The organism is Streptosporangium sp. NPDC049376, from assembly GCF_044466505.1.
GTDB lineage: Bacteria > Actinomycetota > Actinomycetes > Streptosporangiales > Streptosporangiaceae > Streptosporangium.
In genome coordinates this window covers 18,638-43,604 of the sequence record NZ_JBITMT010000023.1, presented here as the reverse complement: position 1 = coordinate 43,604, position 24,967 = coordinate 18,638, and the positions used below count along the sequence as shown (strand labels likewise).

At 69.5% G+C, this 24,967-nt stretch carries 17 protein-coding genes; 11 read left to right on the top strand and 6 right to left on the bottom strand.

Annotation, left to right across the window (positions count from 1 at the left end):
* Positions 1-42 precede the first annotated feature (42 nt).
* The 3 genes from ACIBVQ_RS35055 to ACIBVQ_RS35045 form a co-directional block, all read right to left on the bottom strand.
* Entirely contained in the window at positions 43-1,461 is a 1,419-nt protein-coding gene (locus tag ACIBVQ_RS35055; protein ID WP_399182872.1) for an amidase, read from the bottom strand.
* A gap of 433 nt (positions 1,462-1,894) precedes the next feature.
* On the bottom strand, positions 1,895-2,527 hold the full coding sequence (locus ACIBVQ_RS35050) for a LysE family translocator (protein WP_399182870.1): 633 nt from the start codon (positions 2,525-2,527) through the stop codon (positions 1,895-1,897).
* 367 nt (positions 2,528-2,894) lie between these two features.
* Positions 2,895-3,473: a TetR family transcriptional regulator gene (locus ACIBVQ_RS35045; protein ID WP_352012215.1), complete on the bottom strand. Its 579-nt coding sequence runs from the start codon at positions 3,471-3,473 to the stop codon at positions 2,895-2,897.
* 94 nt (positions 3,474-3,567) lie between these two features.
* On the opposite strand from ACIBVQ_RS35045, the gene ACIBVQ_RS35040 reads away from it, so the two are divergent.
* On the top strand, positions 3,568-4,530 hold the full coding sequence (locus ACIBVQ_RS35040; protein WP_399182867.1) for a VOC family protein: 963 nt from the start codon (positions 3,568-3,570) through the stop codon (positions 4,528-4,530).
* Between the two features lie 23 nt (positions 4,531-4,553).
* Here the strand turns inward: ACIBVQ_RS35040 and ACIBVQ_RS35035 are convergent, their stop codons facing one another.
* The gene (locus ACIBVQ_RS35035; RefSeq protein WP_399182865.1) at positions 4,554-5,603 is read right to left on the bottom strand and encodes an AI-2E family transporter; all 1,050 of its coding nucleotides are present in this window, start codon (positions 5,601-5,603) and stop codon (positions 4,554-4,556) included.
* Between the two features lie 112 nt (positions 5,604-5,715).
* On the bottom strand, positions 5,716-6,579 hold the full coding sequence (locus tag ACIBVQ_RS35030; RefSeq protein WP_399182863.1) for an acyl-CoA thioester hydrolase/BAAT C-terminal domain-containing protein: 864 nt from the start codon (positions 6,577-6,579) through the stop codon (positions 5,716-5,718).
* A 767-nt stretch (positions 6,580-7,346) separates the two neighbouring features.
* Between ACIBVQ_RS35030 and ACIBVQ_RS35025 the strand changes: the two genes are divergently transcribed.
* From ACIBVQ_RS35025 to ACIBVQ_RS35000, 6 genes are read left to right on the top strand one after another with little or no spacing between them, the layout of a single operon-like run.
* Positions 7,347-10,472, top strand: coding sequence for an amino acid adenylation domain-containing protein (locus ACIBVQ_RS35025; RefSeq protein WP_399182988.1), 3,126 nt, complete (start codon positions 7,347-7,349; stop codon positions 10,470-10,472).
* A gap of 23 nt (positions 10,473-10,495) precedes the next feature.
* The gene (locus tag ACIBVQ_RS35020) at positions 10,496-11,446 is read left to right on the top strand and encodes a fatty acid desaturase family protein (RefSeq protein ID WP_399182861.1); all 951 of its coding nucleotides are present in this window, start codon (positions 10,496-10,498) and stop codon (positions 11,444-11,446) included.
* 28 nt (positions 11,447-11,474) lie between these two features.
* On the top strand, positions 11,475-12,131 hold the full coding sequence (locus tag ACIBVQ_RS35015; RefSeq protein ID WP_399182859.1) for an N-acyl amino acid synthase FeeM domain-containing protein: 657 nt from the start codon (positions 11,475-11,477) through the stop codon (positions 12,129-12,131).
* Positions 12,103-13,836, top strand: a complete 1,734-nt coding sequence (locus ACIBVQ_RS35010) for an aspartate aminotransferase family protein (RefSeq protein WP_399182857.1) — start codon at positions 12,103-12,105, stop codon at positions 13,834-13,836. The genes ACIBVQ_RS35015 and ACIBVQ_RS35010 overlap by 29 nt, the downstream gene beginning before the upstream one ends.
* A complete protein-coding gene (locus ACIBVQ_RS35005; RefSeq protein WP_399182855.1) occupies positions 13,802-15,304 on the top strand; it encodes an AMP-binding protein in 1,503 nt (500 codons plus the stop codon). The genes ACIBVQ_RS35010 and ACIBVQ_RS35005 overlap by 35 nt, the downstream gene beginning before the upstream one ends.
* 54 nt (positions 15,305-15,358) lie before the next feature.
* On the top strand, positions 15,359-15,604 hold the full coding sequence (locus ACIBVQ_RS35000; protein ID WP_352012224.1) for an acyl carrier protein: 246 nt from the start codon (positions 15,359-15,361) through the stop codon (positions 15,602-15,604).
* A 140-nt stretch (positions 15,605-15,744) separates the two neighbouring features.
* Here the strand turns inward: ACIBVQ_RS35000 and ACIBVQ_RS34995 are convergent, their stop codons facing one another.
* On the bottom strand, positions 15,745-16,620 hold the full coding sequence (locus ACIBVQ_RS34995; protein WP_399182853.1) for a phenylalanine 4-monooxygenase: 876 nt from the start codon (positions 16,618-16,620) through the stop codon (positions 15,745-15,747).
* A gap of 532 nt (positions 16,621-17,152) precedes the next feature.
* On the opposite strand from ACIBVQ_RS34995, the gene ACIBVQ_RS34990 reads away from it, so the two are divergent.
* The 4 genes from ACIBVQ_RS34990 (at position 17,153) to ACIBVQ_RS34975 (ending at position 24,964) form a co-directional block, all read left to right on the top strand.
* Positions 17,153-21,169 (top strand): amino acid adenylation domain-containing protein, encoded by a 4,017-nt coding sequence (locus ACIBVQ_RS34990; protein WP_399182851.1) that lies wholly within the window; start codon positions 17,153-17,155, stop codon positions 21,167-21,169.
* A 358-nt stretch (positions 21,170-21,527) separates the two neighbouring features.
* The gene (locus ACIBVQ_RS34985) at positions 21,528-22,499 is read left to right on the top strand and encodes an amidohydrolase family protein (RefSeq protein WP_362912979.1); all 972 of its coding nucleotides are present in this window, start codon (positions 21,528-21,530) and stop codon (positions 22,497-22,499) included.
* Entirely contained in the window at positions 22,496-23,467 is a 972-nt protein-coding gene (locus ACIBVQ_RS34980; protein WP_399182849.1) for an amidohydrolase family protein, read from the top strand. Before ACIBVQ_RS34985 ends, ACIBVQ_RS34980 begins: the two co-directional genes overlap by 4 nt.
* Before the next feature lie 249 nt (positions 23,468-23,716).
* Positions 23,717-24,964, top strand: a complete 1,248-nt coding sequence (locus ACIBVQ_RS34975) for a cytochrome P450 (RefSeq protein WP_399182847.1) — start codon at positions 23,717-23,719, stop codon at positions 24,962-24,964.
* Positions 24,965-24,967 lie beyond the last annotated feature (3 nt).

Genomic DNA, 24,967 nt, shown 5'->3' with positions numbered 1-24,967 from the left:
CGGCCTGGGTCACGGGCGGCCCTCGCACGGCGGCCACGACTGTCAGCGCCTTCCGATGGAGAACCGGGGGATCCGGCGGTTCCAGGGCATCGCCCGCTCCAGCTGGTGCGCGATGCGCAACAGCAGGTCCTCACGGCCGTAGGGCGCGATGATCTGCACCCCGATCGGCAGCCCGTCGTCGCTCTGACCGAGCGGCAGGCTGATCGCAGGCTGTCCGGAGACGTTGAAGACCATGGTGAACGGGCCGTAGTCGAAGATCGATCGCAGCCAGCTCGTCAGGGTGTGGTCGGGGTCGTCGTAGCGAAGGGTGCCGTGACGGGCTGGAAGCCCGCCCAACGTGGGCGTGACGAGCAGGTCGTGTTCGGTGAAGAAGGCGCCCACCGATCGGGTCACCCGGTTCTGCGCGCCGAAGGCGGCCATCATGTCCAGCGCGCTGTAATCCTTCGCGACTTCCAGAAGCCGTCTGGAGACCGCTTCCATCTTGGCCGGGTCAGGGCTGCGCGGGGCCAGGAGCAGCGTGGAGGCGATCGCCACGGATGTCGCCGTCGCGCAGTGCAGGACGTCGTCCCAGTCGAGGGCCGGGCGGGCGTCGGTGACGGCGTGTCCCATCTCCTCCAGTGTCCGGCCGACCAGGAGCGTCGCCGTCGCCACCTGGGGATCCACCCGGGCCCCCGACCAGGCGGCCGTGGTCACCGCCACCCGCAGCGGCCCCGGTTCCGCTCCCAGGACGTCGGCGTATCGGCCCCGTGGCGGTGGCGCGGTGTACTTGTCGCCGACGCCGGGCCCCTGAACGGCGTCCAGCAGGTGAGCGGCGTCGCGGACGGTCCGGGTCAGCCCGAACTCGTAGACCATCCCGAGCATCGCCTCTCCCATGTCGGGTCCGCACGGGACACGGCCTCTGCTCGGTTTGAGGCCGACGAGGCCGCAGCAGGCGGCCGGGATCCTGATGGACCCCGCTCCGTCACCGCCGTGGGCCACGGGTACGGCACCGGCCGCGACCAGGGCCGCCGCGCCACCGCTCGAACCGCCGACGCCCCGCTCCAGGTTCCACGGATTGCGCGTCGGCCCGTACCTGACGGACTCCGTGGCGAAGCTGATCGCCATCTCCGGCACGGTGGTCAGGCCCAGGGTGACCAGGCCCGCGGCCCGGAAACGGGTCATCAGGTCGCTGTCGTGCCGGGCGACGACGCCCCGCAGGGCCCGGCTCCCCATGGAGAACGGGATTCCCCGAGCCACCGGCCCGTGGTCCTTGATGAGAAACGGGACCCCGGCGAGGGGCCCGGTCCCGTCATGTTCGAGCGCCGGGGTGAACAGCGGCAGCGCCAGGCCGTTCACCTGGTCGTTCGCCACGACCAGGGCCTCGCGCGCCGCGGTTTCCACCTCTTCGGCGGTGACCTCTCCCGCCCTGATCAGTTTCCGGAGCCCGATCGCGTCGTACCGCGCGTACTCGTGAAGTTCCATAAGACTCAGTCCCTCTTGGCGTCCTGGACGCCCACATCGATCACAGGAGGGTTCCGTGTCGCCGGAACCCTCGTCGCTCACATGGGTCGGCGGCGCGTCCGGCGAACCGAACGGCTGCGACGACGGGCAGCGCCGACGGGGTGGTGGCCTCAACCGGGCCGTCACCTGTCGGTGATCGAGGTGTTTCTACGCTCGGGACATCAAGGGAGAGCCTCGCAGAGCCCGGCTTTCGGCATCAACTGAAATATCCCGACTCCGCAGGCGTCGGCCCGCGGGTTGGCGCCGTGTGTCCAGGCCCGCCGCCGGACCCGGTCACACGGCCAAAGCCTCCTCATCCCGGTCCGCGGCCTGTCCCACGGCCCGGGCGCTGAACATCGGCTACGCGCCGGTGGCCAAGGCGGGCACACCGGCGTTCGCCCTGGCCGCGGAAGGGTCAGTTCGGAGCAGACGCGAGAGTCACGCCCAAGCCGATGAACAGGGTCCCGGTCGCGGCGTCGAGACGGCGGCGCACCACCTGCCGGTCGCGCAGCCAGCCGCCGATCCGCCCCGCCAGCACGCCGACCGTCGCGTCGGCCAGGAACTCCAAGATGATCAGGATCGCGCCCAGGATGGCGAACTGCAGCCAGACGGGCCCCGCCCCGGGGTCGATGAACTGGGGCAGGAAAGCGACCATGAAGGTGAACGTCTGCGGGTTGGCCATGGAGGACACCACCCCGTTGAGGAAGGCACGCCGACCGGTCATACCGCTGCCGGTCCGATCGTCGGCCTGGCCCTTCCTGAGGTTGCGGAGCATCTGGACGCCGAGGTAGATCAGGTACGCGGCGCCGCCGAGCCGCAGCGCCGTGAACACGACGGGAAGCGTCGTCAGCAGCACGGAGAGCCCGGCCGCCGCCGCGGCGATGTACAACGCGTCCCCCGTGACCACGCCGAGCGTGGCCAGCAGCCCGGCGCGGGCGCCACCCCGCACACCGCAGCCCAGCACGAACAACATGTCCGGGCCCGGGGTGATCAGCGCGACGACGGTGGTCACCGTGAACACGGCGAGCAGGTGTGAATCAATCGGCATTCAGATCATCCTGTCATTCTGGTCGAACACCTTGAGCATGTGTGGATCGCGGCGGACGTCATGTTGTGCGCGACCTGGCCGTCCGTAACCGTGAAAACCTGCGGTGCGTACAGCCGGGCGCTGGCGCGTAGGGGAGGGCACGGACTGTTCGTGGCGGTCAGCGGCCGATCCGTCCCGTACATGCCGGACCTCCGGCGTATGAACGGCCGGGGGCACGGCGCCGCGTTCGCCGAGGAAGGTCCTGAACACCCCCGCGGGCAACGGCGCGACGGATCGTCCGGGTGCGACCGAAGGCGCTGCGCGCCGCGGGAGGCCGTGGCGGTGGCCGATGCCGAAAGCCCCGAGCACCCGGCCTAGGGCATCCGGTTCACAGGGTCAGGCCCGACTCCAGATGTGCCAGCGCCGTGTCGATCTCGGCCGGGCCGTCAAGGCCGGAATTCCGCGCCCACTGCACCCAGACCATCGCCACCACGCCGAAGGCGGCGCCGACCGCGTTCCGGATCCGCGGATCGTCCCCGGCGCATCCGGCCTTCTCCGCCACGATGGAGCAGACTTCGCCGATCAGGTGGGGACTTCTCCGCAGGTTGGCCACCAGCAGTTCGGGCACGGTGGCCGCGAACACCTCCCTCGCGTGCCCCGCGGCGATCTCCTCGGCGGACAGGGCGGCGAACGCCGTGCGGAACGCGCCGCGTAGCACGGTGACCGGAGCGCCTGGCGGTTGGGAGGCCAGCGCCTCGACGAGAGGGGGGAAGCGGTCGAGCGTGACCAGGTCCTCCTTCGTCGGGAAGTAGCGGAAGAAGGTGGCCGGGGAGATCTCGGCCGCTTCGGCTATCTGCTCGACGGTGGTGACGGTGTAGCCGCGCTCCCGGAAGAGCCTGAACGCCTCACGCAGGATCGTCTCCCTGGTTCTGGCCTTCTTACGTTCGCGCAGTCCGATCTCAGCCACGTAGAAGATTCTATCGTGCTCACAAATGATGGTGTACTCTCAAAAAATAGTTGACTATCAAAATGATCGGACCGGAAGACCCGGAGGTCCCGCCATGGGCCATGACATCAACGGCCTGCACCACGTCGGCCACATCGTGCACGACCTGGAGCAGGCGATGGAGCGCTACCGGCGGCTCGGCTTCGCCGTGGCCGTCCCCGCCTACCCGGTCATGCCGGCCACGCCGGGAGGCCCCGCGGAGCCGTTCGGGGTGGCCAACACCCACGTGTACTTCCCGCGTGGTTTCGTCGAGCTGGTGGCCGTCATCGACGGCACCGGCCGGATGCCCGGCGACGCGCGCGCCATCCCCTTGCGGGTGCCCGAGGACAGGGTGGCGGGGCTGAGGGCCGCCATCCGGGCCACCGCCGACGGCATCGCGTCCCTGCTGCAGCGCTTCCAGGGCGTGCACATCGTGATCGCCGACACACCCGACATCGACCACGTGGCCGCGCGACTGGCGGCAGACGGTGTCAGCCACGGTGGCGTCCACGACATCCAGCGGCCCGTCGAGACCCCCACGGGGACCAGCATGGAACCCGCCCGCTACCTGGAGGTCTCCGACCTCCGGCTGTCACCGGGACGGGTGCCGGAAGGCAGGCTCGGGTTCGCCCAGAACGTGTCGGCCGAGACTCCCCAGGACCAGCGGCACATCGACCACCCCAACGGCGCGACCGGGCTGGTCGAGTGCGTGCTGTGTGTGGCCGAAACGGCGCTGCCCGAGGTGGAGCGCCGCTACGAAGGCTACTTCGGCCGGGCGCGACACGGTCGGGTAACGCGTTTCGACCGGGCGAACGTCACCGTCGTGCCCGCATCGGCGCTCGCCGACCTGCTGCCCGGTGAGCGACCGGCGGCCCTGCCCGCGTTCGTCGCCTACGCGGTGGCCGTACGCGACCTCTCCGTCACCGAAAAGCTCCTGTCCGGCAACGACATCCCGGTCGTCCGGACCGGCCCTGAGGAGATGTTCGTGCCCGCCGACGCCGCGCTGGGCGTCGCGATCGTCTTCCGTCAGGACGGCTGACGCCGGCCCCGCCGAGAGCTCCGTCAGCGGGGCTTCTCGCCCGAACGCTCGTCGTGCCCCGTGACGAAGGGGGAGGCCCAGGCCGTCGTGGGGTCGGCGTCCAGCAGTACGGCGCGGGCGAAGGAACTGAGCGGCACCGCCAGAACCGCCCCGAGGGCTCCCAGAGCCCAGGTCCACACCAGGAGGGAGAGCATGGTCACGGTGGTGGACAGGCGGGCCGACCGCCCCGCGTACTTCGGTTGGACGACCGACTGGATCAGGAAGTTCAGCACGCAGTAGGCCGCGATCACCCACAGCATCGTGGCCACCCCGGAGTCCAGCAACGCCAGCACGGCCGGGGGAGCCAGCCCGATGATGAAACCGACGTTGGGGACGTAGTTCGTGATGAACGACAGAAGGCCCCACAGCAGCGGCAACGGCACACCGAGCAGTGCCAGGACCGCCGTGTTGAGCAGCGCCACGATCAGTCCGAAGACCGTGCAGACCATCAGGTAGGCACAGGTGTCACGGGCGAATCCCCGCAACGCGGTCACCAGGCCGGGGCGTTCGGTCGTGAGAGCACCCGTCGCCCGCTGCAGGACGGCCGCGTCCAGGCTCATGCCGTACAGGACCAGAACGGTGATCAGCACCGCCGAGACCGTCCCGGTGAGACCGGACAGCAGGCTCTGCGCCGCCTGGACGAGGCGGTCGGGGTCGACGCCGCTCAGCGCCTTCCTGATCTGGGACCGGTCGACGCCGATGTCGTGCAGGACCCTGCCCGCGGACGACAGCAGACGCCGGTACTGGTCGGCGTACTGCGGGACGAGGCCGGCGAACCTGGCCGCGGCGACCACCACGGCTCCGCCGAGGGCGCACAGCACGAGCAGAATGACCGTGAGGGGGACGAAGGCCGCCGCCCATCCCTTCAGCCTGTCACGCAGCGGGCTCACGGCGATCGTCAGGGTGAGCGCCAGGAACGCCGGGGCGATCACCGCGCTGAGCTGTCTGACTCCCCACAGCGCTATCACCGCCGCCGCGCAGGACGTAAGAGTGCGGAATCCGACGGACGACGACGCGGGGTTTCTCACCGGCATGCCGTGACGTTATGTGATCATCCCCGGCGCTTCCGGACGGCAACACGCCCCTTGGCCGATCGCATACCGTACGCCCCGGAACCGGTTGGGTGCCCCGCCTCCGCCGTCGGCCTCAGCGAACGGCCGCGAGCACGTACGGCCAGGCGGCGGCCCCCAGCGCCGCGTCGGCCTCGGACGTGCCGCCGTGGTCGAAGTGGATGGACGGGGGCGGTGCCACCTCACCGGGAAAGACGACCCGGTGGCCGGCGTCGTCACGCGTGACGAGCACCACATCGCGCCCGGCCGCCAAGCGCCGGGCCTCCAGTTCACGCGCGAAACGCAGGGACGGCCACATCCGGTCGGCGCCACCGGCGATCAGCACCAGGTCCGCACTGATCCTCTCCACCGGGATGGCCGCGGCGGGCACCAGGTCCGCATGGGTGGCGAGGCTGCGTTCGTACGAGCCGAGCAGGGCGACCGGTGTGCCTTCGGATTCCGCCGGTGTCCAGGAGTCGTCATAGGGGACGAAGGGCAGCGGTCGTCCCCGCCAGGTCCAGCTTGAGCGGAGCGGACGGTTCCTGCCGTCGGTCCCCGGGCCGACGTTGGCCCAGATGACGGACGACGGAGCAAGCGCGATCACGGCGTCGGCGCAGTCCGAGAGGGCGGACACGAGCAGCGCCGCCTCGGCGCCCTTGGAGAGCCCGAGGACGCTGACACGTCCGGCACCGCGCTCGCGCAGCAGTTCGGACGCGGCGACAAAAGTCTCCAGTGGAAGCTCACAGATGCCGGGAGGCTGCCCCGGTCCGCCGAACCACCGGATCGACATCGCCGTCACACCGGCACGGGCGAAGAGCCTGCACCGCTCGCGCTCGACACGGCCGCTCGACCCGGACAGCACGAGGACACCCGCACCACTGCTGTCCGCCGACGATGCGGCTTCGGCGAGGAACCCCTCCCAGGGCCCGGTGAGTTCGCACTCATCGATCTTGGTGATCATGCTTGGCAACCTATCGCAGGCAGGACGACCCAATGGGGCGAGGTTTCGCCGTTTTGGTTGCTTTGATATTTGCCGTACTGACCCGGCCAAGGGTGATGCTGTTTGTGCAGTTTTGGGCATTATCGGACAGGCCCGCCCGGGGCGAGGACCGCCGCCGTGCCGGACCGGTGCCCGGCGGTCCGGCACGGCCCGCCGGCCACCCCGGCCACCGGCGCGTCCGGCGGGCCGCGGAAAGCGCGAACGGCGTCGGCGCGCCTCCCATGTCCGGCGAATATGGCAGACGGTGCCCGTCGCGCCACCCGGGATTCTTTGCCACGGATACAGGTGTGAATGCGCGTGCCGCCCACCGGATTCGGGAGGCGAAAAACGAAGATCCGCATCCTTTAATGGCCCGCCTTCTATTTGTTGCTCTCCGTGGCCGTCCCGCCCTGATGTCCGGCTACATCTGGTTCATTTTTGTGAACCGTCTGTAATGAGGAGAAAGAGAAGGCACAAGACGTGCTGGTCAGCCGGGGAACATATCGTCACCAGCGACATACGGGCCGTATGGCACCCTTGACACGATCTGCTACGCGAAGGAAGTATGTCGATGTATGACTGATCTGAATTCATACAGTTAATCAGTTCGTCAAGGTGTCGGATCTCGTTGTCCGGCATTTAGTTCGCTGGGTCTGCCGAGTCGGCCCGCGCGGGATCCGCACGCACAGCTAATGCATTTTCGATGTCTATGGCCTGTGTCGGAAGGATGAATTTTGCTCGATCACGGGGTGGAAGAATGGCCGCTGCTCTCCGCGCAGCTGCGTACATGGATGGCTCAGTCGTCCGACCTGACGGACCCGACCAACTGCATCACCGACTGCCTGGAAATCCACGGGCCGGTGGACCCGGCCGTCATGCGGGCGGCGAACGAGCGGGTCGAGCACGAGGCCGAGGCGCTTCGCCTGCGCCTGGTGAGCACCGAGGACGGATACCGGCAGTACGTCGATCCCGCGGGTAACGCGCCACTCGTCTACCTCGACCTCAGCGCTGAGGCCGACCCCGTCGCGGAGGCGGACGCCTGGATGCAGGCCGACATGAGGCGGCCGATCGACCCACTCAGACTCTGCGGCGCGGCCCTGCTGAGGACCGCTGCGGACCGTTTCGTCCTCTACCGCCGTGTCCATCACGCCGTGGTGGACGGCTGGAGCCTCGCGCTCGTCCACAACCGCCTCGCCGCGATCTACACCGCCCTGGCCGAGGGACGCGCGAGCGAGGACGGAGCCTTCCCCGCCTTCCAGGAGCTTCTCAGCAGCGAGAAACAGTACGAGGAGTCCAGGCGCTTCGAGACAGACCACGCCTACTGGCTCTCCAGGTTCGCCGACCGCCCCGATCCGGTACGGCTGGCAGGCCGGTCCTCCTCCGCCGTACGGATCGCCCACCGGCGCCGGACCGACCTCGGCCCGGCCAGGATCGCAGGCCTGCGGGCGGCGGCCGACCGCTTCGGGGTGAGCTGGTCGGACCTGGCCACCGGGATCACAGCCGCCTACGTGGGCAGGATGACGAACGCGGACGAGGTCGTCCTCGGCATACCGGCGATGGCGCGGATGACCCCGCAGGTGCGGCGGGTACCCGGCATGACGACCAACGGCCTGCCGGTGCGCGTGCCGATGGTCCCCGGGACGAGCGTGGCCGACTTCGCCCGGCAGGTGTCGCTCGAACTGCGGCAGACGCTGAAGCACTCCCGTTACCCCTCGGCGGAGCTCGCCAGGGAGACGGGGCTGCTGGGAACGGGACGAAGGCTGTGGGGACAGGTCGTCAACGTCATGGACTTCGACTACGCGCTCGACTTCGCGGGCGCCACCGCGACCGTGCGCACCATCTCGCTCTCCGCCGCGGACGACCTGTCGGTGACCTTCTACCGGACGTCGGCGGACGACACGTTCGAGCTCATCGTCGACGCGCACCCCGAGATCCACAGCGTGGAGGAGACAGAGGCCCACCTGCGGCGTTTCCTCTTCTTCCTCGACTCTCTGGTTCTGGAGGAGCCGGGCACGCCCGTTCACGAGGTTCCGCTGGTCGACCCCGCGGAGCGGGCGCGGCTGCGCGAGTGGGGGACCGGGCCGGTCCACGAGATCCCGCCCACCGCGGTGCACGAGCTGGTCGAGGCATGGGCGGCGCGGACCGCGCGGGCCCCGGCGATCGAGTTCGAGGACACCGTGCTGAGCTTCGCCGAGGTGAACGAGCGGGCCAACCGGCTGGCACGGCATCTGCTGAGCCTGGGGGCGGGGCCCGGCCAGATCGTGGCCTTCGCGCTGCCGCGCTCGGCCGATCTCCACATCACCGCCCTGAGCGTGCTGAAGACCGGCGCCGCCTTCCTGCCGCTGGACCCGGCCTACCCCGCCGCCCGGCTCTCCTTCATGGTGGGCGACGCGAAACCGGCGCTGGTGGTGCTGAACTCCGTCACCGCGGGGCTCGCCGCGGAACTGGACGCACGATGCCTGCTCCTGGACCACGCCGAGGTCGCCGAGGCCGTACGGACTCTGCCCGGACGGAACCTCACCGACGAGGAGCGCGGTGCCGTCTTCTCCCCGGACCAGCCCGCCTACGTCATCTACACCTCCGGTTCCACGGGTGTGCCGAAGGGCGTGGTGGTCAGGCACTCGGGAGTGGTCAACCTGGTGGCGGCCATGGTGGACCGCCTGGGTTCGGGACCGGGAACCCGTACCCTGCAGTTCGCGTCGTCCAGCTTCGACGCCTTCGTCGGCGAGATGACCCAGTCCCTGCTGAACGGCGGGACCCTGGTCTCGGCCGCCGCGGAGCGCCTGACGCCGGGCCCGGACCTCACCCGGCTGGTCACCGAGAAGCGGATCAACGACCTGGTGCTGCCGCCGTCGGCCCTGGAGGTCATGTCGCCGCAGGAATGGCCGGGCGGCACGACGGTTTCGATCGTGGGCGAGGCCGGGTCGCCGGCCGTGATCGAACGGTGGAGCCCGGTCTGCACGCTGATCAACGGATACGGGCCGACCGAGGCGACGGTGTCGACGGCGATGAGCACCCGGCTGTCGCCGTCGCAGGCGGACGCCCCGCCGATCGGCAGGCCGTTGCGCAACGTGCGGGTCTACGTACTCGACGACCGCATGGAACTCGTCCCGGCGGGCGCGGTCGGAGAACTGTACGTCGGTGGCGCCGGGGTGACCCTCGGCTATCTCGGCCGGGACGTCCTGACCGCCGAACGCTTCGGAGACGACCCGTTCGCCGGTCCCGGCGCCCGGCTGTACCGCACCGGTGACCTCGTGCGCTGGACGGCGGACGGCGAGCTGACGTTCGTCGGCCGCAACGACGACCAGGTCAAGGTGCGGGGTTTCCGGATCGAGCTCGGCGAGATCGAGGCGGCCCTGGCCCGTTCCCCGGGGGTCGCCGGCGCGGCCGCCACGGTGTGGGGGGACCAGCCGGGAGACCGCAGGCTGGTGGCATACGTCGTGGCGGATCCCGGCGCGGAGCCGGACCCCGAACGTCTGCGCGCCAGGCTGGCCGCCGGGCTGCCCGCCCACCTGGTCCCGAGCGTGATCACGCGGATCGCCGGCCTGCCCCGTACGGCCAGCGGGAAACTCGACCGGAGGGCGCTGCCACCCCCGCAGCAGGTGACGGCGGTCGCGAGCCGTCCTCCGGTCTCCGCGCACGAGAGGCTCATGGTCGAGCTGTTCGCCGCGATCCTCGGAGCCGAACCGCCCGGGATCGACGACAGTTTCTTCGACCTCGGCGGGCACTCCCTGTCCGCCGTCCGCCTGCTCGCCCGAATCCGCAAGACGGTCGGCGTGGAGCTGACCGTGCGGGAGCTCTTCGACGCGCCCACGCCCGCCGGCCTGGCAGGACTCGTCGACGACGCGTTGCGGAAACAGACCGAAACCTCCTGACGGCCGAGGGAGATGGGGGAGAGATGGAATCCCAGGCGGATGAGACGGTTGCACCGGAAAGCGCCGCGGAACTCCGGGCCTCGCTGAAGCACCTGCGAACCGAGACCCGGGGAGCGATCTTCACACTCAAGCTCCTGCTGTGCGGCGCCCTCACCACCGCCGGTCTGGTGCTCGCCCTGCAGCCCACACCGTGGGCCAGGATCGCGGGTGTCGTCCTGATCGGCTGCATGTTCGCGCACGCCGCCGAACTTCAGCACGAGACCCTGCACAACCTGGCCTTCCGCAACAAGCGGGCCAACACGATCGCGGGAACCCTGCTCGGCCTGCCGATGCTCATCTCGTTCACCGCCTACCGGGTCGCCCACCTGCGGCACCATCGGTATCTGGGCACCGCGATGAACCGTGAGTTCTTCGACTACGGAGACCAGTACGGCGACGCGGACGGCGGGTCCGGGTTCCGGCGCGCGATGGACTGGACGGCGCGGTTCACCATGTTCCACCACTACCGGTTGTTCCTGGTGAACCTGGGGCGTTCCCTGCTCGGCAGGGACTTCGACGGTGAGACCCGCACCGTCTCACGGCGTATCCGCTACGACCACCTCCTGATCCTGGCCGTGCTCGTCACGCTGACCGTCGTCTCGGTGGTGACCGGCTCGCCGTTCATGCTCTGGGCCTGGCTGGTGCCACTGCTGACCGTCGCTGCTCCGGTGCACGCCCTGATCGAGCTGCCCGAGCACCACGGCTGCGAGACGCTCAACGTGGACGTGTTCGCCAACACGCGGAGCGTCAGGTCCAACCGGCTGATGACGTGGTTCACCAACGGCAACAACTTCCACGTCGAGCATCACGTGATGCCGAACCTGCCGATCTCGCGGCTGCCGAACCTGCACGTCGAGATCCGTGACCGGCTACATCACTTCCACACGGGCTATTTCGACTACTTCAAGCAGTTGATCATCGGACAGTCTCGCTGACCGGACGAACCGGTTGAATGGAGCAGAAATGAGCTCTGTCACCTTCCGTGTGGCACAGTCACAGGCCGACCGGGACGCCGTGCTCCGGCTGCGTGACGCCGTGTACGTCCAGGACCAGGGACGCCTCTCCGACGCCGCCGACACCGCCGACACCTTCGACCGGTTCGACGCCCACGCGGACTACATCGTCGCCTACCAGGGGACGGAGGCGGTCGGGACGGTCAAGATCGTGCCGGATTCGGTGGCCGGCCTGCCGTGTGAGGACGTCGTGGACGTCACGGGCCTGCGAGCCGCGGGCCGGTTGGTCGAGTTCGGCCACCTGATGACCCTGCCCCAGGTCCGCCATCGTGAGATCGGGATGTCGCTGATGCGCCGGGGGCTGGTGCACAGCGTCACGAAACACGGCGCGACCCACGTCCTCGGCGACTTCTTCGCCGAGGCCGGAGGCGGGTTGCGAAGTTTCTACACCGAGATCGGCTTCGTCGCGCTGCACGAGCCGTACCGGGACGTCAGGTTCAGGGAGGCCCCGCTCAGCCTTGTCGCCGTACTCGACCTGGCGGGCGCCGCCGCGCGGGCCAGGACCGAGGCGGGGCGCGGCAACAGGCTCCTGCAGTACTTCTTCCACGACTACGACGACTACGCCAAGGGGAGCCGTGTTGCGGACACACCGTCAGGTGCTCGCTGAGTCCAAGGCGGCGCACAACCATCCCACCTACTCGAAGATGGCGTTCGTGATGGGCTGCGGAGTCCAGGGACGGGGCTCCGGCAGCAGCGTGCTGGACGAGAACGGGCGCTCCTTTCTCGCGCTGTTCGACCAGTACGGCAACCAGTCGTTCGGCTACTCCAACGAGCGCCTCATCGCGGCGTTGCGGGACCAGCTCGACCTGGGTGTCCTGAACAGCACCAAGATCATGTTCGAGGAGGTGCAGATCCGCCTGACCGAACGCCTCTCCGAACTCACCGGCGGCCGGCTGCCGTTCGCCTACCTGGCCAACGGCGGCGGCGAGACGATCGACAACGCCCTCAAGCTCGCCCGCGCCACGACCGGGCGTCCCAAGTTCGTCAGCGCCCGCGGCTGCTTCCACGGCAAGACCTTCGCCACCCTGAGCGCCTCGGCGCGACCCGAGCACGAGTCCCTGTTCGGGCCGTTCCTTGAGCGGTTCGAACTGGTCGACTTCGGCGACGTCGGGCAACTGGCGGCGGCCGTCGACGGCGAAACCGCCGCCGTCCTGCTGGAACCGGTCCAGGCGGAGGCCGGGGTGATCGTGCCGCCTCCCGGCTACCTGCGGGAGGCGCGCCGCCTGTGCGACGAGAACGGCGCCCTGTTGATCCTCGACGAGATGCAGACCGCCTTCGGCAGATGCGGTGCCTTCTTCGCCCATCAGCGGTTCGGCGTGGTCCCGGACATCGTCTGCATCGGCAAGGCGTTCGGCGGGGGCATGCTCCCGATCTCCGCCGTGCTGGGGACCGAGGCGGTGTGGGAGACGCTTCGGGCACTTCCCTCGACCTTCGGCTCCAGCCTGGGCGGCAACCCGTTGTCCTGCCGGATCGGCCTGGAGTCGATCGCCATCGCGACGGAGGAGGAGTTCCTCACCGGTGTCGGGGAGAAGGCCCGGGTGATCGGGGACCGGCTCGCACGGATCGTGGAACGCTTTCCCGAACTGGTCGCGGCCCATCGTGGCCTGGGCATGATGCACGGCCTTGAGTTCCACGACGACTCGATCGCGGGGCTGGTGCTCGGCGGGCTGCTGGCGGCGGGCGTGACCTCCACCTACTCGCTGTACAACACCAGGGTGCTGCGGATCCAGCCACCGATGGTGATCTCGGAGGCCGACCTCGAACGCGGCCTGGAGACGCTGGAGGCCGTCCTGACCGAGGCCGCGGCCCACCGGGGACGGCGGGACCGGCCCCAGGCGGTGACGTCGCCGCTGACCCTGCGGGTCCGAAGCTCCCACCCCGCCCGGCAGGTTCTGGACCTGCTCCACGGCAGGCCGTACCTGCTCGATCCGTTCGCGGCGGACCCGGAGGCCGACGCGACGGCGGCGTCGGCGGAGGCGGAGTTCCGGGGGACCCTGGGTGACGACCACGTCGTGTGGGCCGACCGCGCGTGGCGGCTGGAGGACGGTGTCGCGCTGCGGGCCGACCCCTGCTGGCTGTGGGCCTCGCTTGAACGGTCGGTGCGGGTCCGGCAGCCGGTCGAGGACGACGGATGCGAGCTGGAGATCCGGATCGAGTGGGACACCGGCAGCGGCGGCTACGAATCCATGATCGGCGGACGGATCGGTTTCTTCGTCACCCGGCGGCTCACCGACCTCGTCGCGAGCCTGGAACGGACGTTGGAGAAGGAGGGCAGGAATGAGGCTTCACGAACTCGCCGACCGCTACCGTGACAACGCCTCGGCGGTCGTCGTGGAGATCGACTCCACAGGCGGCCGGCGTGAGGTGACGCACCGGCGGCTCCACGACCTGGCGGTGCTGTACGCCGATCGGCTGACCGCCGCCGGGGTACGGCCGGGCCACGTGGTGGGCATCCGCGCGGGCAACGGCATCGACTGGGTGCTCTGGGACCTCGCCGCGATGATGACCGGCGCCGTGCTCAAGGCGTTCGCGGACGAGACCGTGATCGGTGACCCCGGCGAGTTCGTCACCCGTCACGGACTGGCGCTGCTCGTCACGGACGCCGAGGTGACGTCCGGCCACCCCGCCCTGGTGAGGCCGGACGGCGTGCCCGGGGTGGACGTCGTACCGGCCGACGCCCCCCGGGGCGAGCCGGGCGACCTGCACAGCCTCGTCTTCTCCTCGGGCACCTCGGGCCTGCTCAAGGGGCTCAACGTCAGCCGGAAGGGTACCGAGTACGTCATCAGCCGTTTCATCGAGTGTTTCGGCGTCGGCGCGGATGACCGGCATGTGATCTTCCTGCCGCTGTCCAACTACCAGCAGCGGTTGTCGGTCTACTGCTGCCTGTGGATCGGGGCCGACGTGGTTCTGGCGCCCTACCAGCGGATATTCGGTGTGGTCAGGGACGAACGGCCGACCTTCCTGATCGCCCCGCCCGTCTTCTACGACACCGCGCTCCAGCTCTTCCACAAGACCGGCGGGGGCTCACTCGGTGACTTCCTGGGCGGCGGAATCCGCTTCATGATCACTGGAATGGCGCCCATCCGGCGGGAGACCCTGGAGGCCTACTGGGCTCAGGGGGTGCGGCTGCTGGAGGCCTACGGCATGACCGAGTCCGGAATGATCGCCTGGAACACGCAGGAGGAGCACCGGCTGGGCAGCGTGGGCAAGCTGATCGACCCGGAGGCCGTGACCTTCCTGCCCGACGGCGAGTTGCTGGTCCACCGCCCCGCCCCGCTCAGCACCGGCTACTTCGACACGGCAGGCGCGGCCGACGAGACCTACCGTCCCGACGGGACGATCGTGACGGGCGACTACGGGACGCTGGACGACGACGGCTTCCTCACCCTGCTGGGCCGCAAGAAGGACGTGATCGTCCTCGACAGCGGCCGCAAGGTGCACCCGGCCGAGATCGAGTCCCTGTTCGCCGGCGTCGAGGGGGTCGTCGAACTGCTCGTGGTCCCGACTCCGAGAACCGGCAGGCTCGGGGCTATCGTCACCCCGGCGGACCCGAAGGACGACGCGTTGGTCTTGTCGATCCGTGAGCGGATCGACAAGACCAACCAGTCGCTTGAGCCCCATCAACGGATCACGTCGCTGGTCTTCTCCGACCGGCCCCTGCGGAACGACCCCCGCTACATGACCGCCAACCTGAAGCTGAGCCGGCCGCTCGCGGCGGCGTACTTCGCCGAAGCCGCGCAGGCCAGGCGGCAGGAGCGGGCCGCGGAACACGGCCGGTGACGGTTCCGCACGGGAAACAGTCCTGCACGAAGGAACAGAGGAAGGGAACCGCGCATGGGCTTTGACATGACCGCCCTGGAGAACGACCTCGTCGGCTGGGTGGCCAGGTGGAACGAGGAGACGGACCTCGTCGTCGAGGCGGACACCAACCTTCAGGGGGCCGGGCTGCTCGACTCCATGGCCCTGGTCGCGCTCGTGGCCTACCTGGAGGACCAGACCGACACCTCCTTCGACTTCGGATCGTTCAACTCCAGCGGAGGTGTCACCATCCGCGACCTCATCAAGCACTGCGTCGGATGACGGTCCACGACGCTCGCCGTCATCCCGTGCCCCACCGCCCCGCTCCACACCGGTGCGGAGCGGGGCGCGCACGGGGTGACGGTGCCCACCCGCGTACGGCGCGACCGTCCGGATCCTCGGGGAGCGGGACGGGGACGTTCTCAGGTGGTGGCGAGCGGGTCCGCGTCACTCACGGTGATCAGGAACGTCGACAGGAACTCCTCCATGTGCGCGAAGGAGTCGGCGCAGAAGAGCACCGGCTGGTACTGCTCGACCAGATAGCCCTGACCGGCCATGGACGCCACGTCCAGCGGCCTGATGTCGGCCTCCTGGAAGCGCTCCAGCTCGGCACAGGAGGAGAGCAGACTGGCTCCGCACGCCTTGATATCCCCGTCCTCCCTGACCAGGCCGTACTCCATGGCGAACCAGAAGACGCTGGAGACCATGCCGACGGCCTCCTTGGAGCGCAGCCGGCGAACCGCCTTCCCGAACAGCTCATAGAGGTCGGCCAGCCGTTGGGCCGACAGATGACTGCCGTGACCGACCACCTCGTGGATCATGTCGGGTTCCGGGGAGAAACGCGGCATGGAGAAGTGCCGGATGTACTGGGTCGCCTGGAAGCGGCGGTCGGCCAGCGAACCGTAGAAGTCACGGACCTCCACCAGGCCGGCGGCCGGGCTGAAGCGGAATCCGGTCGCCTCGTTGATCGCGGCGGAGGCCTCGCCGAGCTGCGGCAACCGGTCGTCCGGGAGCGCCAGGCGTTCCTTGCCCGCGAGGAACTCCCGGCAGGCGTGCCGCCGGTGTTTCTCGGCGAGTTCGGCGTTCACCAGGCGCCAGGTCGCGTGCTCCTCCTCGGTGTAGACGACGTCCGGCACGGGCTGCCCGGGAACGTACCGCAGGGCGGCCTCGGCGATCCCCGCCCGGTGCCTCTGGTACTCCGGGTCGTCATATCCAGGGTGGTCCTTGGCGAACACTACGGAGACAATTCCCCGCTCATCCTTGATGACGGGGGAGTAGAGGGTCGCTTCCTTGGACATCGGAGGTTCCTCTCGTCGGTGCTCGAATTTCCGCTACGGCGTTCGGGTCACTCTCGTGGAATTATCGCGATTTCCGGTGAGCATATGCAGAAATAATAACAACTCGATCCCGAAATGGAAGACCGGTTCGCAGAAAAATCGCGACCCCGCACCCGGGAACGCACGCCCGGACGCGGAATGAATCATTGCCTTTCTTCTGGGTGGAAATGTGGATCGTGAAGAGAGAACGACGGGGTTCCCCCACCGGTGGCCATTGGACGAATACCGCCTTCACCTGCGGATACTTCGCCGTTCACCTGTGAGTCCATGTCGTTCGGCAATGACCTGCCTTCGCTCCGTCGCGGCCCGTACAAGCGAATCAGGACCGGAACCCGGAATATCGCCGACAGAATCACCGGACCCGCACGCCATTTCATTGAGAATTGCCGGGACGGCATCGGCCCGGACATCGGCGTCTCCGGTTCCGCGCATTCGAGGCCGGAACGGCAATTCGCCGGACTTTCGCGATTCGACCGACTGACAGGGGGCGGACATGACGGAAACCAGGCCGGAGAGGCCCGGAGCGGAGGAACCCGCGGCCGTTCACCCTCGTCCGGCGGCCCTGCCTCTCTCCTACTCCCAGCGCCGCCTGTGGTTCCTGCACCGGATGGACGGGCCGAGCGCCACCTACAACCTGCCTCTGGTCGTGCGGCTGCGAGGCGAACTGGACCGCGAGGCGTTCCTCGCGGCGGTACGCGACCTGGTGGCCCGGCACGAATCCCTGCGCACCCACTTCGCCGAGCAGGACGGCGAACCCGTCCAGCGGATCGTCCCGGCGGATCAGGCGCGGGTGAGGGTGGAGTTCACCGAGTGCGGGGCGGACGAGATCGACGCCGCGGTCGCCGAAGTCCTCGGCCACCGCTTCGACATCTCGGCCGAACTTCCCGTGCGATCGAAGGTGATTCGCACCGGCCCCGCGGAACAGATCCTGGTGATGGTGGTCCACCACATCGCGGGTGACGGCTGGTCGCTGGCACCGCTCAGCGCGGACCTGTCGCTGGCCTACGCCGCCCGGCGCTCGGGGCGGGAACCAGGGTGGGAACCGCTGCCGGTCCAGTACGCCGACTACGCGCTGTGGCAGCGGGAAAGGCTGGGGGACCCGCGGGATCCGGAGAGCCGGATCTCCGTCCGGCTGGCCTTCTGGCGTGACGCGCTGGCGGGGCTGCCGGAGGAGCTGTCGCTCCCGGCCGACCGCCCCCGCCCGGCCAAGGCGACCTACCGGGGCGGCGAGGTCCCGTTCCGGACGGACGCCTGGACGCACATGGACCTGCTGGAGCTGGCGCACCGCCATCGGGCGACCGTGTTCATGGTGCTACAGGCGGCGCTGGCCGTGCTGCTGACCCGTTCGGGCGGTGGAACGGACATCCCCATCGGCGTGGCGACGGCGGGCCGCGACGCGGAGGCCCTGGAGGACCTGGTCGGATTCTTCGTGAACACCCTCGTGCTGCGCACCGACACCTCGGGGCGGCCGACCTTCGACGAACTCCTGCGGCGGGTGCGCGACGCCGATCTGGCGGCGTACGAGCACCGGGACCTTCCCTTCGAGCAACTGGTCGAGCATCTGCAGCCTGCCCGGTCGCTGTCCCGGCACCCGCTGTTCCAGGTGTTCCTCTCGCCCGCCGTGGGTGAGGCGCCGAACCTCCACCTGGAGGGGCTCCAGAGCGTTCCCCATCCGACCGAGAGCGGCACGGCGAAGTTCGACCTGACCCTCTATCTGGGCGAACGGCACAGCGCGGACGGCTCCCCGCTGGGACTCACCGGGACGCTGGAGTACAGCGCCGACCTGTTCGACAGGGCGACCGCGCTCGCCCTGTCGGCGCGGCTGTCCCGCCTGCTGGAGTCGGTCGCGGCGGATCCCGGGCAGCCGATCGACCAGATCGAGCTGCTCACTCCGCCGGAGCGGCACAGGTTGCTCAGGCAGTGGAACGACACGGCCAGAGCGCTGCCGCGCGCCGACGTCGTCGAGCTGATCGAACGGCAGGTGGAACGCTCGCCCGGCCGCACCGCGGTCATCTACGAAGGAGCCGCGACGAGCTACGCCGAGCTCAACGAACGGGCGAACAGGCTGGCCCGGTACCTGCTGGAGCGGGGCGCAGGCCCCGAGCGCTACGTGGCGCTGGCGCTGGCCCGTTCCGAGTGGACGCCGGTGGCCCTCCTCGCGGTGCTCAAGACCGGCGCCGCCTATCTGCCGATCGCCCCCGGCACCCCGGCGGACCGGGTGGCCTTCATGCTGGGCGAGACCCGGCCGCTCATCCTCCTCACCGACACCCACACCGCGCAGGAGGGGACCGGAGCCGTCCGGCGCGTCGTCCTCGACGACCACGCCACCGTGGCCGGCATGGCCGGGCACTCGGCGGAGAACCTCACCCGTTCCGACCTGCCGGCACCGGTGACCTCAGACACCGTCGCCTACCTCGTCTACACCTCCGGCTCCACGGGGCGGCCCAAGGGCGTCGCGGCCACCAGGGGAGGACTGCTGAACTACCTCTCCGACCTGCGGGAGAGGTTTCCCCTCGGGGCCGGGGACACGGTGCTCGCGACCACCAACCTCGCCTTCGACGTCGCCGGGCAGGAGCTGTACCTTCCGTTGCTCAGCGGGGCGACGGTGGTGGTCGCCCCGGCGGAGGCCGTACGCGATCCTCACCAGGTGGGCGCGCTGATCCGCCGTCACTCGATCAGCCTCGCGTCGGGCACGCCCGGACTGTGGGAGATGGTGCGTACGGCGGATCCCGAAGCGCTCCGGGACCTGCTCATCGTGATCGGCGGAGACCGGTTGCCGCGGAAGCTGGCCGCGTGCGGGGCACGTGTCGTCAACGCCTACGGCCCCACGGAGACGACCGTCTATTCGGCCTTCGCGCCGGTCGACACGGGCCCTGACGGGCGTCCCGGGGACCCGCCGATCGGGCGACCGATGGCCAACACCCAGATCTACGTGCTGGACGCGCGCCTGCGGCCCGTCCCCGCCGGAACCCCCGGCGAGCTGTACATCGCCGGGGCCGGAGTCGCCCGGGGCTATCTGAACCGTCCCGGCCTGACGGCCGAGCGGTTCGTCGCCGACCCCTTCGGACCGGATGGCACCCGGATGTACCGCACGGGAGACCTGGCGCGATGGGCGTCCGACGGGCAGCTGGAGTTCCTCGGGCGGACCGACCACCAGGTGAAGATCCGTGGCTTCCGTATCGAACCGGGGGAGATCGAGGCCGCGCTGACGGACGACCCCCGGATCGACCAGGCCGTCGTGCTGGCCCGCGCGGGGGAGCGGGCGGAGGACGAGCGGAGGCTGGTCGGTTACGTCGTCCCCGTGGGCGGGAACGGCCTGGACCTCGCCGAGGTGCGGGCCCGGCTGGCCGGACGGGTGCCGGAGTACATGGTGCCGTCGGCCCTGGTGGTGCTCGACGCCCTGCCGCTGACCACGAACGGCAAGATCGACCGTACGGCGCTGCCCGCGCCCGGTCCCGCCGGCGACCTCGTCCCGTCCCGCCCGCACACCGCCCGGGAGGAGGTCCTGAGCGGGATCTTCGCGGAGGTCCTGGGGCTGCCCGCGGTCGGGGCGGACGACGGGTTCTTCGAACTGGGAGGCCACTCCATGCTGGCCGTCCGCCTGGTGAGCCGGATCGCGGAGGTGCTGGGGGTCGAGCTCGGGGTGCGTGCGATCTTCGACCATCCGACCGTCGCGCTCCTGGAACGGCACCTCACCCGGGGTGGCCCGCCCGACGACCTCGGCGCCGTGCTGGCCTACCGTCCCCGGGGAGAGCGTGCGCCGATCTTCCTGGTTCCCGCGATCAACGGCCTGGGCTGGTGTTACTCGGCGCTGATCAGCCATCTGCCGCCGGACCACCCGGTCTACGCCCTGCAGGACCCCCGCCTTCTCGGCGGGCGTTCGGCGCTGTCCGTCACGGACCTGGCGGAGGCGTTGCTGCGGCAGATGCGGGAGATCCACCCTGCCGGGCCCTGCGTCATCGTCGGCTGGTCGTTCGGCGGCGTGGTCGGGCAGCAGATCGCCGTGGAGCTCGAAGGCCGGGGCGAGGAGGTGGCCCTGCTCGTGCTCTTCGACTCCTTCCCCGGCGGCGCGGGAGTCGGCGTCGTGCGGGACGGCGTGGCGGACGTGCTGCACCTCGCCTTCGGCGGGATCACCGCACCGGGCTGGGACGGGCCGTACCGTCCACCGGCGGCGGAGCTCGCCACGGTGCTGCGGGAGTCGGGGAGCTCCCTGGGGACGCTGGAGGAGAAGGTGATCGAGGACCTTGTCTCGATCACCGAGGAGAACGTCCGGGCCATGGCCGAACACCGGTCGCGGAGCTTCCACGGCCCTGTCCTGTTCTTCGACGCCTCACCGGAGCCGGGTCACGACGGCCTGGCCTCCGAGGCGTGGCGGGAGACGCTCAAGGGGCCGGTCGAGACACACCGGATCGAGGCCGGGCACATGGACGTGCTGAAGGCCGACGCGACGCGTGTCACGGGGCCGATCCTGGGGGCCAGGATCCGTGACGCCGGCCTGGCGGCTTCGTGACGGGCCGGTCGCCGCGCTCCCCTCCGGCGCGGTTCACCGCCGTATCACCTGTTCAGCCGGATACGCGAAAACAGAAGTGATAACAACGTTGACTTTGAGTCTGACCACCTTGTAATGTCAAATGCGGATTAATCGCAAATATTGCGGACGCGAACTATCAATTTCATTGATGTGGAATTGTCCGGATGCGGTGGTGCGGAATTCACCTCACCCTCCGCGCGAAACGGAATACGGTTCGCACAAGTCCCGAAACCCGCCATCCCGGCTCATGGCGTCACCGACTCTTTGCGGGAACGCCGGAGGAGACGAGTATGAGGTTCGAGGAATCGACGGACCGCCCGGCTGGGGCGCAGACCACATGACGGGGCAGCCTACGGACGAGCCCGTCGTCGACGCGCACGTCAACCTCGCCACGGACCTGGCGGTTCCGCGCCGGTTCCTCGAAGAACAGGCGGCCAACGTCCATCACCGGCTGGTCTCCCACGGGCAGCCGGTCAAGCTGGGACGCGTCACCGACCGGCTGCTCGCCCTGTACCAGGATCACGACGGGGATCGGCTCGTCGCGGAGATGGACGCCGCGGGCGTCGACCAGGCGTTCCTCGTCGCCCCCGACTTCTCCCACGTCGCGGACGGGATCCTGTCACCTCCGGAGCTCGCCGAACTGCACCACAAGGTGTCGCAGCGCCATCCAGGCCGGTTCAGGGTGTTCTGGGGGGTCGATCCGCGGTCGGGCCCCGACGGGATCGCGCTCTTCGAACGGTGTCTCGACGAGTACGGTTTCGCCGGGCTCAAGCTCTATCCCCCCGCCGGTTACTCCCCGAGCGACCGCCGGCTGTACCCGTACTACGAGGTGTGCGCGCACCGGGGCGTCCCCGTGCTCAGCCACACGGGTCCCGGCTGGGGCCCGCTGGACTTCACCCACGGCCAGCCGCTGATGATCGACGAGGCGGCGCGAGACTTCCCCGGGGTGAACTTCATCCTCGGGCACGGCGGCGTCACGCACGTCGAGGAGTCGACGTACCTGTGCCTGCACCGGCCGAACGTCTTCCTGGACATCAGCCAGTTCCCCGGCGTCCTCAGCTCCGACGGCTGGCAGGCGCACCTCAACCGGCTCTTCCACCTGGGCGTCAACCACAAGATCCTGTTCGGGACGTGCTGGCCCTCCTTCCGGATGAGCGTGTCCCTCGACTCGCTGACCAGGGAGTTCAGGGAGGGGACGACCGTCTTCGCCGGAGTCAGGCGATCGCATCGCAGGCTCATCATGGCCGGCACCATCCGGCGGCTGGCGGGCGACGACGGCGCGGTGGCCGCCACGGAGAGGTCCGCGTGAACGCCGGGGCGGGCGGAGCGCCGCCCGTGCCGGTCTACGACGGTCACTGTCACGTGGCGTCGACCGACTTCATCCCGATGAGGTTCATCGAGGACGTCGTGGCGAACGTGCACCGCCGTCTGGAGGCCGAGGGCGCCGCCCCACGGCGTGGCCGGCTCGTTGACGCCTACGTCGCCCAGCACCAGGACCATCACGCGGACCAGTTGGTGCGGGAGATGGACGACTCCGGGGTGGACCGCGCCGTACTCCTCGTGCCGGACTTCACCCTCAGGATGGCCTCGCCGCTCACGATCGAGGAGATGGCACGGCGTCACCACGAGATCCGTCTCCGCCACCCGGACCGTTTCTGGGTGTACATCGGGGTGGACCCGCGCCGGGGCCCCGAGGGGGTGGAGCTCTTCGAAAGACTGGTCGACACCTACGGGTTCGACGGGCTCAAGCTCTATCCGCCGTGCGGCTACTCGCCCTCGGACCCCGGGCTGTACCCCTACTACGAGGTGTGCGCGGCGCGGTCGCTTCCGGTCTTCGTGCACACGGGCCCGACCGCGGGAAGCCTCGACTTCGCGCCGGCGCATCCGCTGCGGGTGGACCAGGCGGTGCGGGACTTCCCCCGGGTGAACTTCGTCCTCGGGCACGGTGGCGTCACGCATGTGGACGTCGCGGCGTATCTCGCGGCCTTCCGGAGGAACGTCTATCTGGACATCGGGGGTTTCGCGGGCGCGGCGACGCCCGGCGGCTGGCCCGCCCATCTGCGTCACCTGTTCCGCCTCGGCCTTAACCACAAGATCATCTTTGGTACCGACTGGCCGCTCAACCGCATCTCCGGCGGGCTCGGACGCCTGGTCGAGGAGGTCGTCCGAGGGCCCCGGGTCCTCGCCGGGCTGCCCCGCAGGGAGCACGCGCTCATCCTCAACCGCAATCTTCTGCGCGTCCTTCCTCCGCGGAGCAGGCCCAATGACATGTCCTGAAAGGAAAAACGGAGTCCGGGTCCCGGCTTTCGACGGATCGTCTTTCCGTGCCGGAAGCGGCGCGAAATCGGACATTTGTCGGGGCCGTCCAGCGTTTCGGGTTTCGGCGTTTTCAGTGTCACAAGAATGGCGGCCAAAGAGGAATTCGGGGTGGATTATGGGCTTATTCTCGTGTTTTGTGGGCGTTGGCCTGACCGGCGGACCGATCGACGGGCACCGGGCGAAGCCCGGACGGGGAGAGCGCGGGCAATGAGCCGACGCAGTCCCACATGGACGGCGGGAGGAGTGGGGCTCGACATCGCGGACCCGCTCCTCTACGTCGGCGACCGGCACCTCGACGTGTGGCGGGAGGCCCGCCGTACCCATCCGATCGCCTGGTGCGAGTCCGAACGCGCGGGGGGCTTCTGGTCGGTCACCACGCACCGGCTCGGCGGCCAGGTGGTCAAACACCCGGGCAGGTTCGGCTCCGCGCTCGGCATGCGGCTCGGCGGGAACGAGGCGGCGGTGAAGGCCGCCTCCGGCCGGATGCTCGTGGTGTCCGACGGCACGGAGCACCGGGCGCTCCGCGCCGCCCACTCCTCATGGTTCAACGGCCGGGCGGTCGCGGCACTGCAGCCGGGGCTCGAACGGATGATCGACGATCTCGTGCGGACGCTCCTCGAACGCGGCGAGGCGTTCGACGCCGTCCGCGACCTCGCCGTCGCGATCCCGACATGGCTCCTGTTCGAGATGATGGGCGTCCCGCCGGGCGACCGTGACGAACTCGCCCGTTTCATCGCCGTCGCCTTCGACGACACCGACCCCGGCCCCGCCGCGGCCTCGGCGCGGACGGCGGCGCACGCCGGCGTCTTCGCCTACTTCGCCGATCGGCTCGAAGAGGGCAGGAACGCCCCGGGCGACGACATGGTGACCTCGCTGGCCCAGGCGACCGTGAACGGACGCCCCCTGTCCGACGAGGAGGTCATCCTCAACTGCGACGGCCTGATGAACGGCGGCCTCGAAACGACCCCGCACGCGATGTCGGGCGCGCTCCTGGCGTTCATCGAGCATCCCGGCGCGTGGCGGCGGCTGAAGGAGGATCCCGGCCTGATCGACAGCGCGGTCGAGGAGATCCTCCGGTGGACCTCCCCGGCCATGCACGCGATGCGCACCGCGATGACCGACTCGACACTGGGAGCCGCCCGTATCCGCGAGGGAGACCGCGTCGTGGTCTGGTTCCCCTCGTGCAACCGTGACGAGGAGGTGTTCCCCGAGGCCGGGCGGTTCCTGATCGACCGCAGGCCCAACCCGCACATGAGCTTCGGCGGCGGGCCGCACTACTGTGTCGGCGCCGCGCTGGCGCGGATCGAACTGCGCTGTCTTCTGCGCGTCCTGCTGCGGCGCGTCGCCGCCGTCGAGCCCGCGGGAGAGGCCGTGCGTCAGCGGTCGAACTTCCTCAACGGCCTGGAACGGCTTGAGGTCACCATGGTCCCGGAGCTGCACGGCGAGGAGATCTAGCGT

What these genes read in the sequence shown, in the direction of transcription:
- ACIBVQ_RS34995 (WP_399182853.1), bottom strand. Translation starts at nt 16,620, where the DNA reads ATGTCCAAGGAAGCGACCCTCTACTCCCCCGTCATCAAGGATGAGCGG.
- ACIBVQ_RS35050 (WP_399182870.1), bottom strand. Translation starts at nt 2,527, where the DNA reads ATGCCGATTGATTCACACCTGCTCGCCGTGTTCACGGTGACCACCGTC.
- ACIBVQ_RS35005 (WP_399182855.1), top strand. Translation starts at nt 13,802, where the DNA reads ATGAGGCTTCACGAACTCGCCGACCGCTACCGTGACAACGCCTCGGCG.
- ACIBVQ_RS35000 (WP_352012224.1), top strand. Translation starts at nt 15,359, where the DNA reads ATGGGCTTTGACATGACCGCCCTGGAGAACGACCTCGTCGGCTGGGTG.
- ACIBVQ_RS35020 (WP_399182861.1), top strand. Translation starts at nt 10,496, where the DNA reads ATGGAATCCCAGGCGGATGAGACGGTTGCACCGGAAAGCGCCGCGGAA.
- ACIBVQ_RS34990 (WP_399182851.1), top strand. Translation starts at nt 17,153, where the DNA reads ATGACGGAAACCAGGCCGGAGAGGCCCGGAGCGGAGGAACCCGCGGCC.
- ACIBVQ_RS35055 (WP_399182872.1), bottom strand. Translation starts at nt 1,461, where the DNA reads ATGGAACTTCACGAGTACGCGCGGTACGACGCGATCGGGCTCCGGAAA.
- ACIBVQ_RS35035 (WP_399182865.1), bottom strand. Translation starts at nt 5,603, where the DNA reads ATGCCGGTGAGAAACCCCGCGTCGTCGTCCGTCGGATTCCGCACTCTT.
- ACIBVQ_RS34975 (WP_399182847.1), top strand. Translation starts at nt 23,717, where the DNA reads ATGAGCCGACGCAGTCCCACATGGACGGCGGGAGGAGTGGGGCTCGAC.
- ACIBVQ_RS34985 (WP_362912979.1), top strand. Translation starts at nt 21,528, where the DNA reads ATGACGGGGCAGCCTACGGACGAGCCCGTCGTCGACGCGCACGTCAAC.
- ACIBVQ_RS35015 (WP_399182859.1), top strand. Translation starts at nt 11,475, where the DNA reads ATGAGCTCTGTCACCTTCCGTGTGGCACAGTCACAGGCCGACCGGGAC.
- ACIBVQ_RS35030 (WP_399182863.1), bottom strand. Translation starts at nt 6,579, where the DNA reads ATGATCACCAAGATCGATGAGTGCGAACTCACCGGGCCCTGGGAGGGG.
- ACIBVQ_RS35040 (WP_399182867.1), top strand. Translation starts at nt 3,568, where the DNA reads ATGGGCCATGACATCAACGGCCTGCACCACGTCGGCCACATCGTGCAC.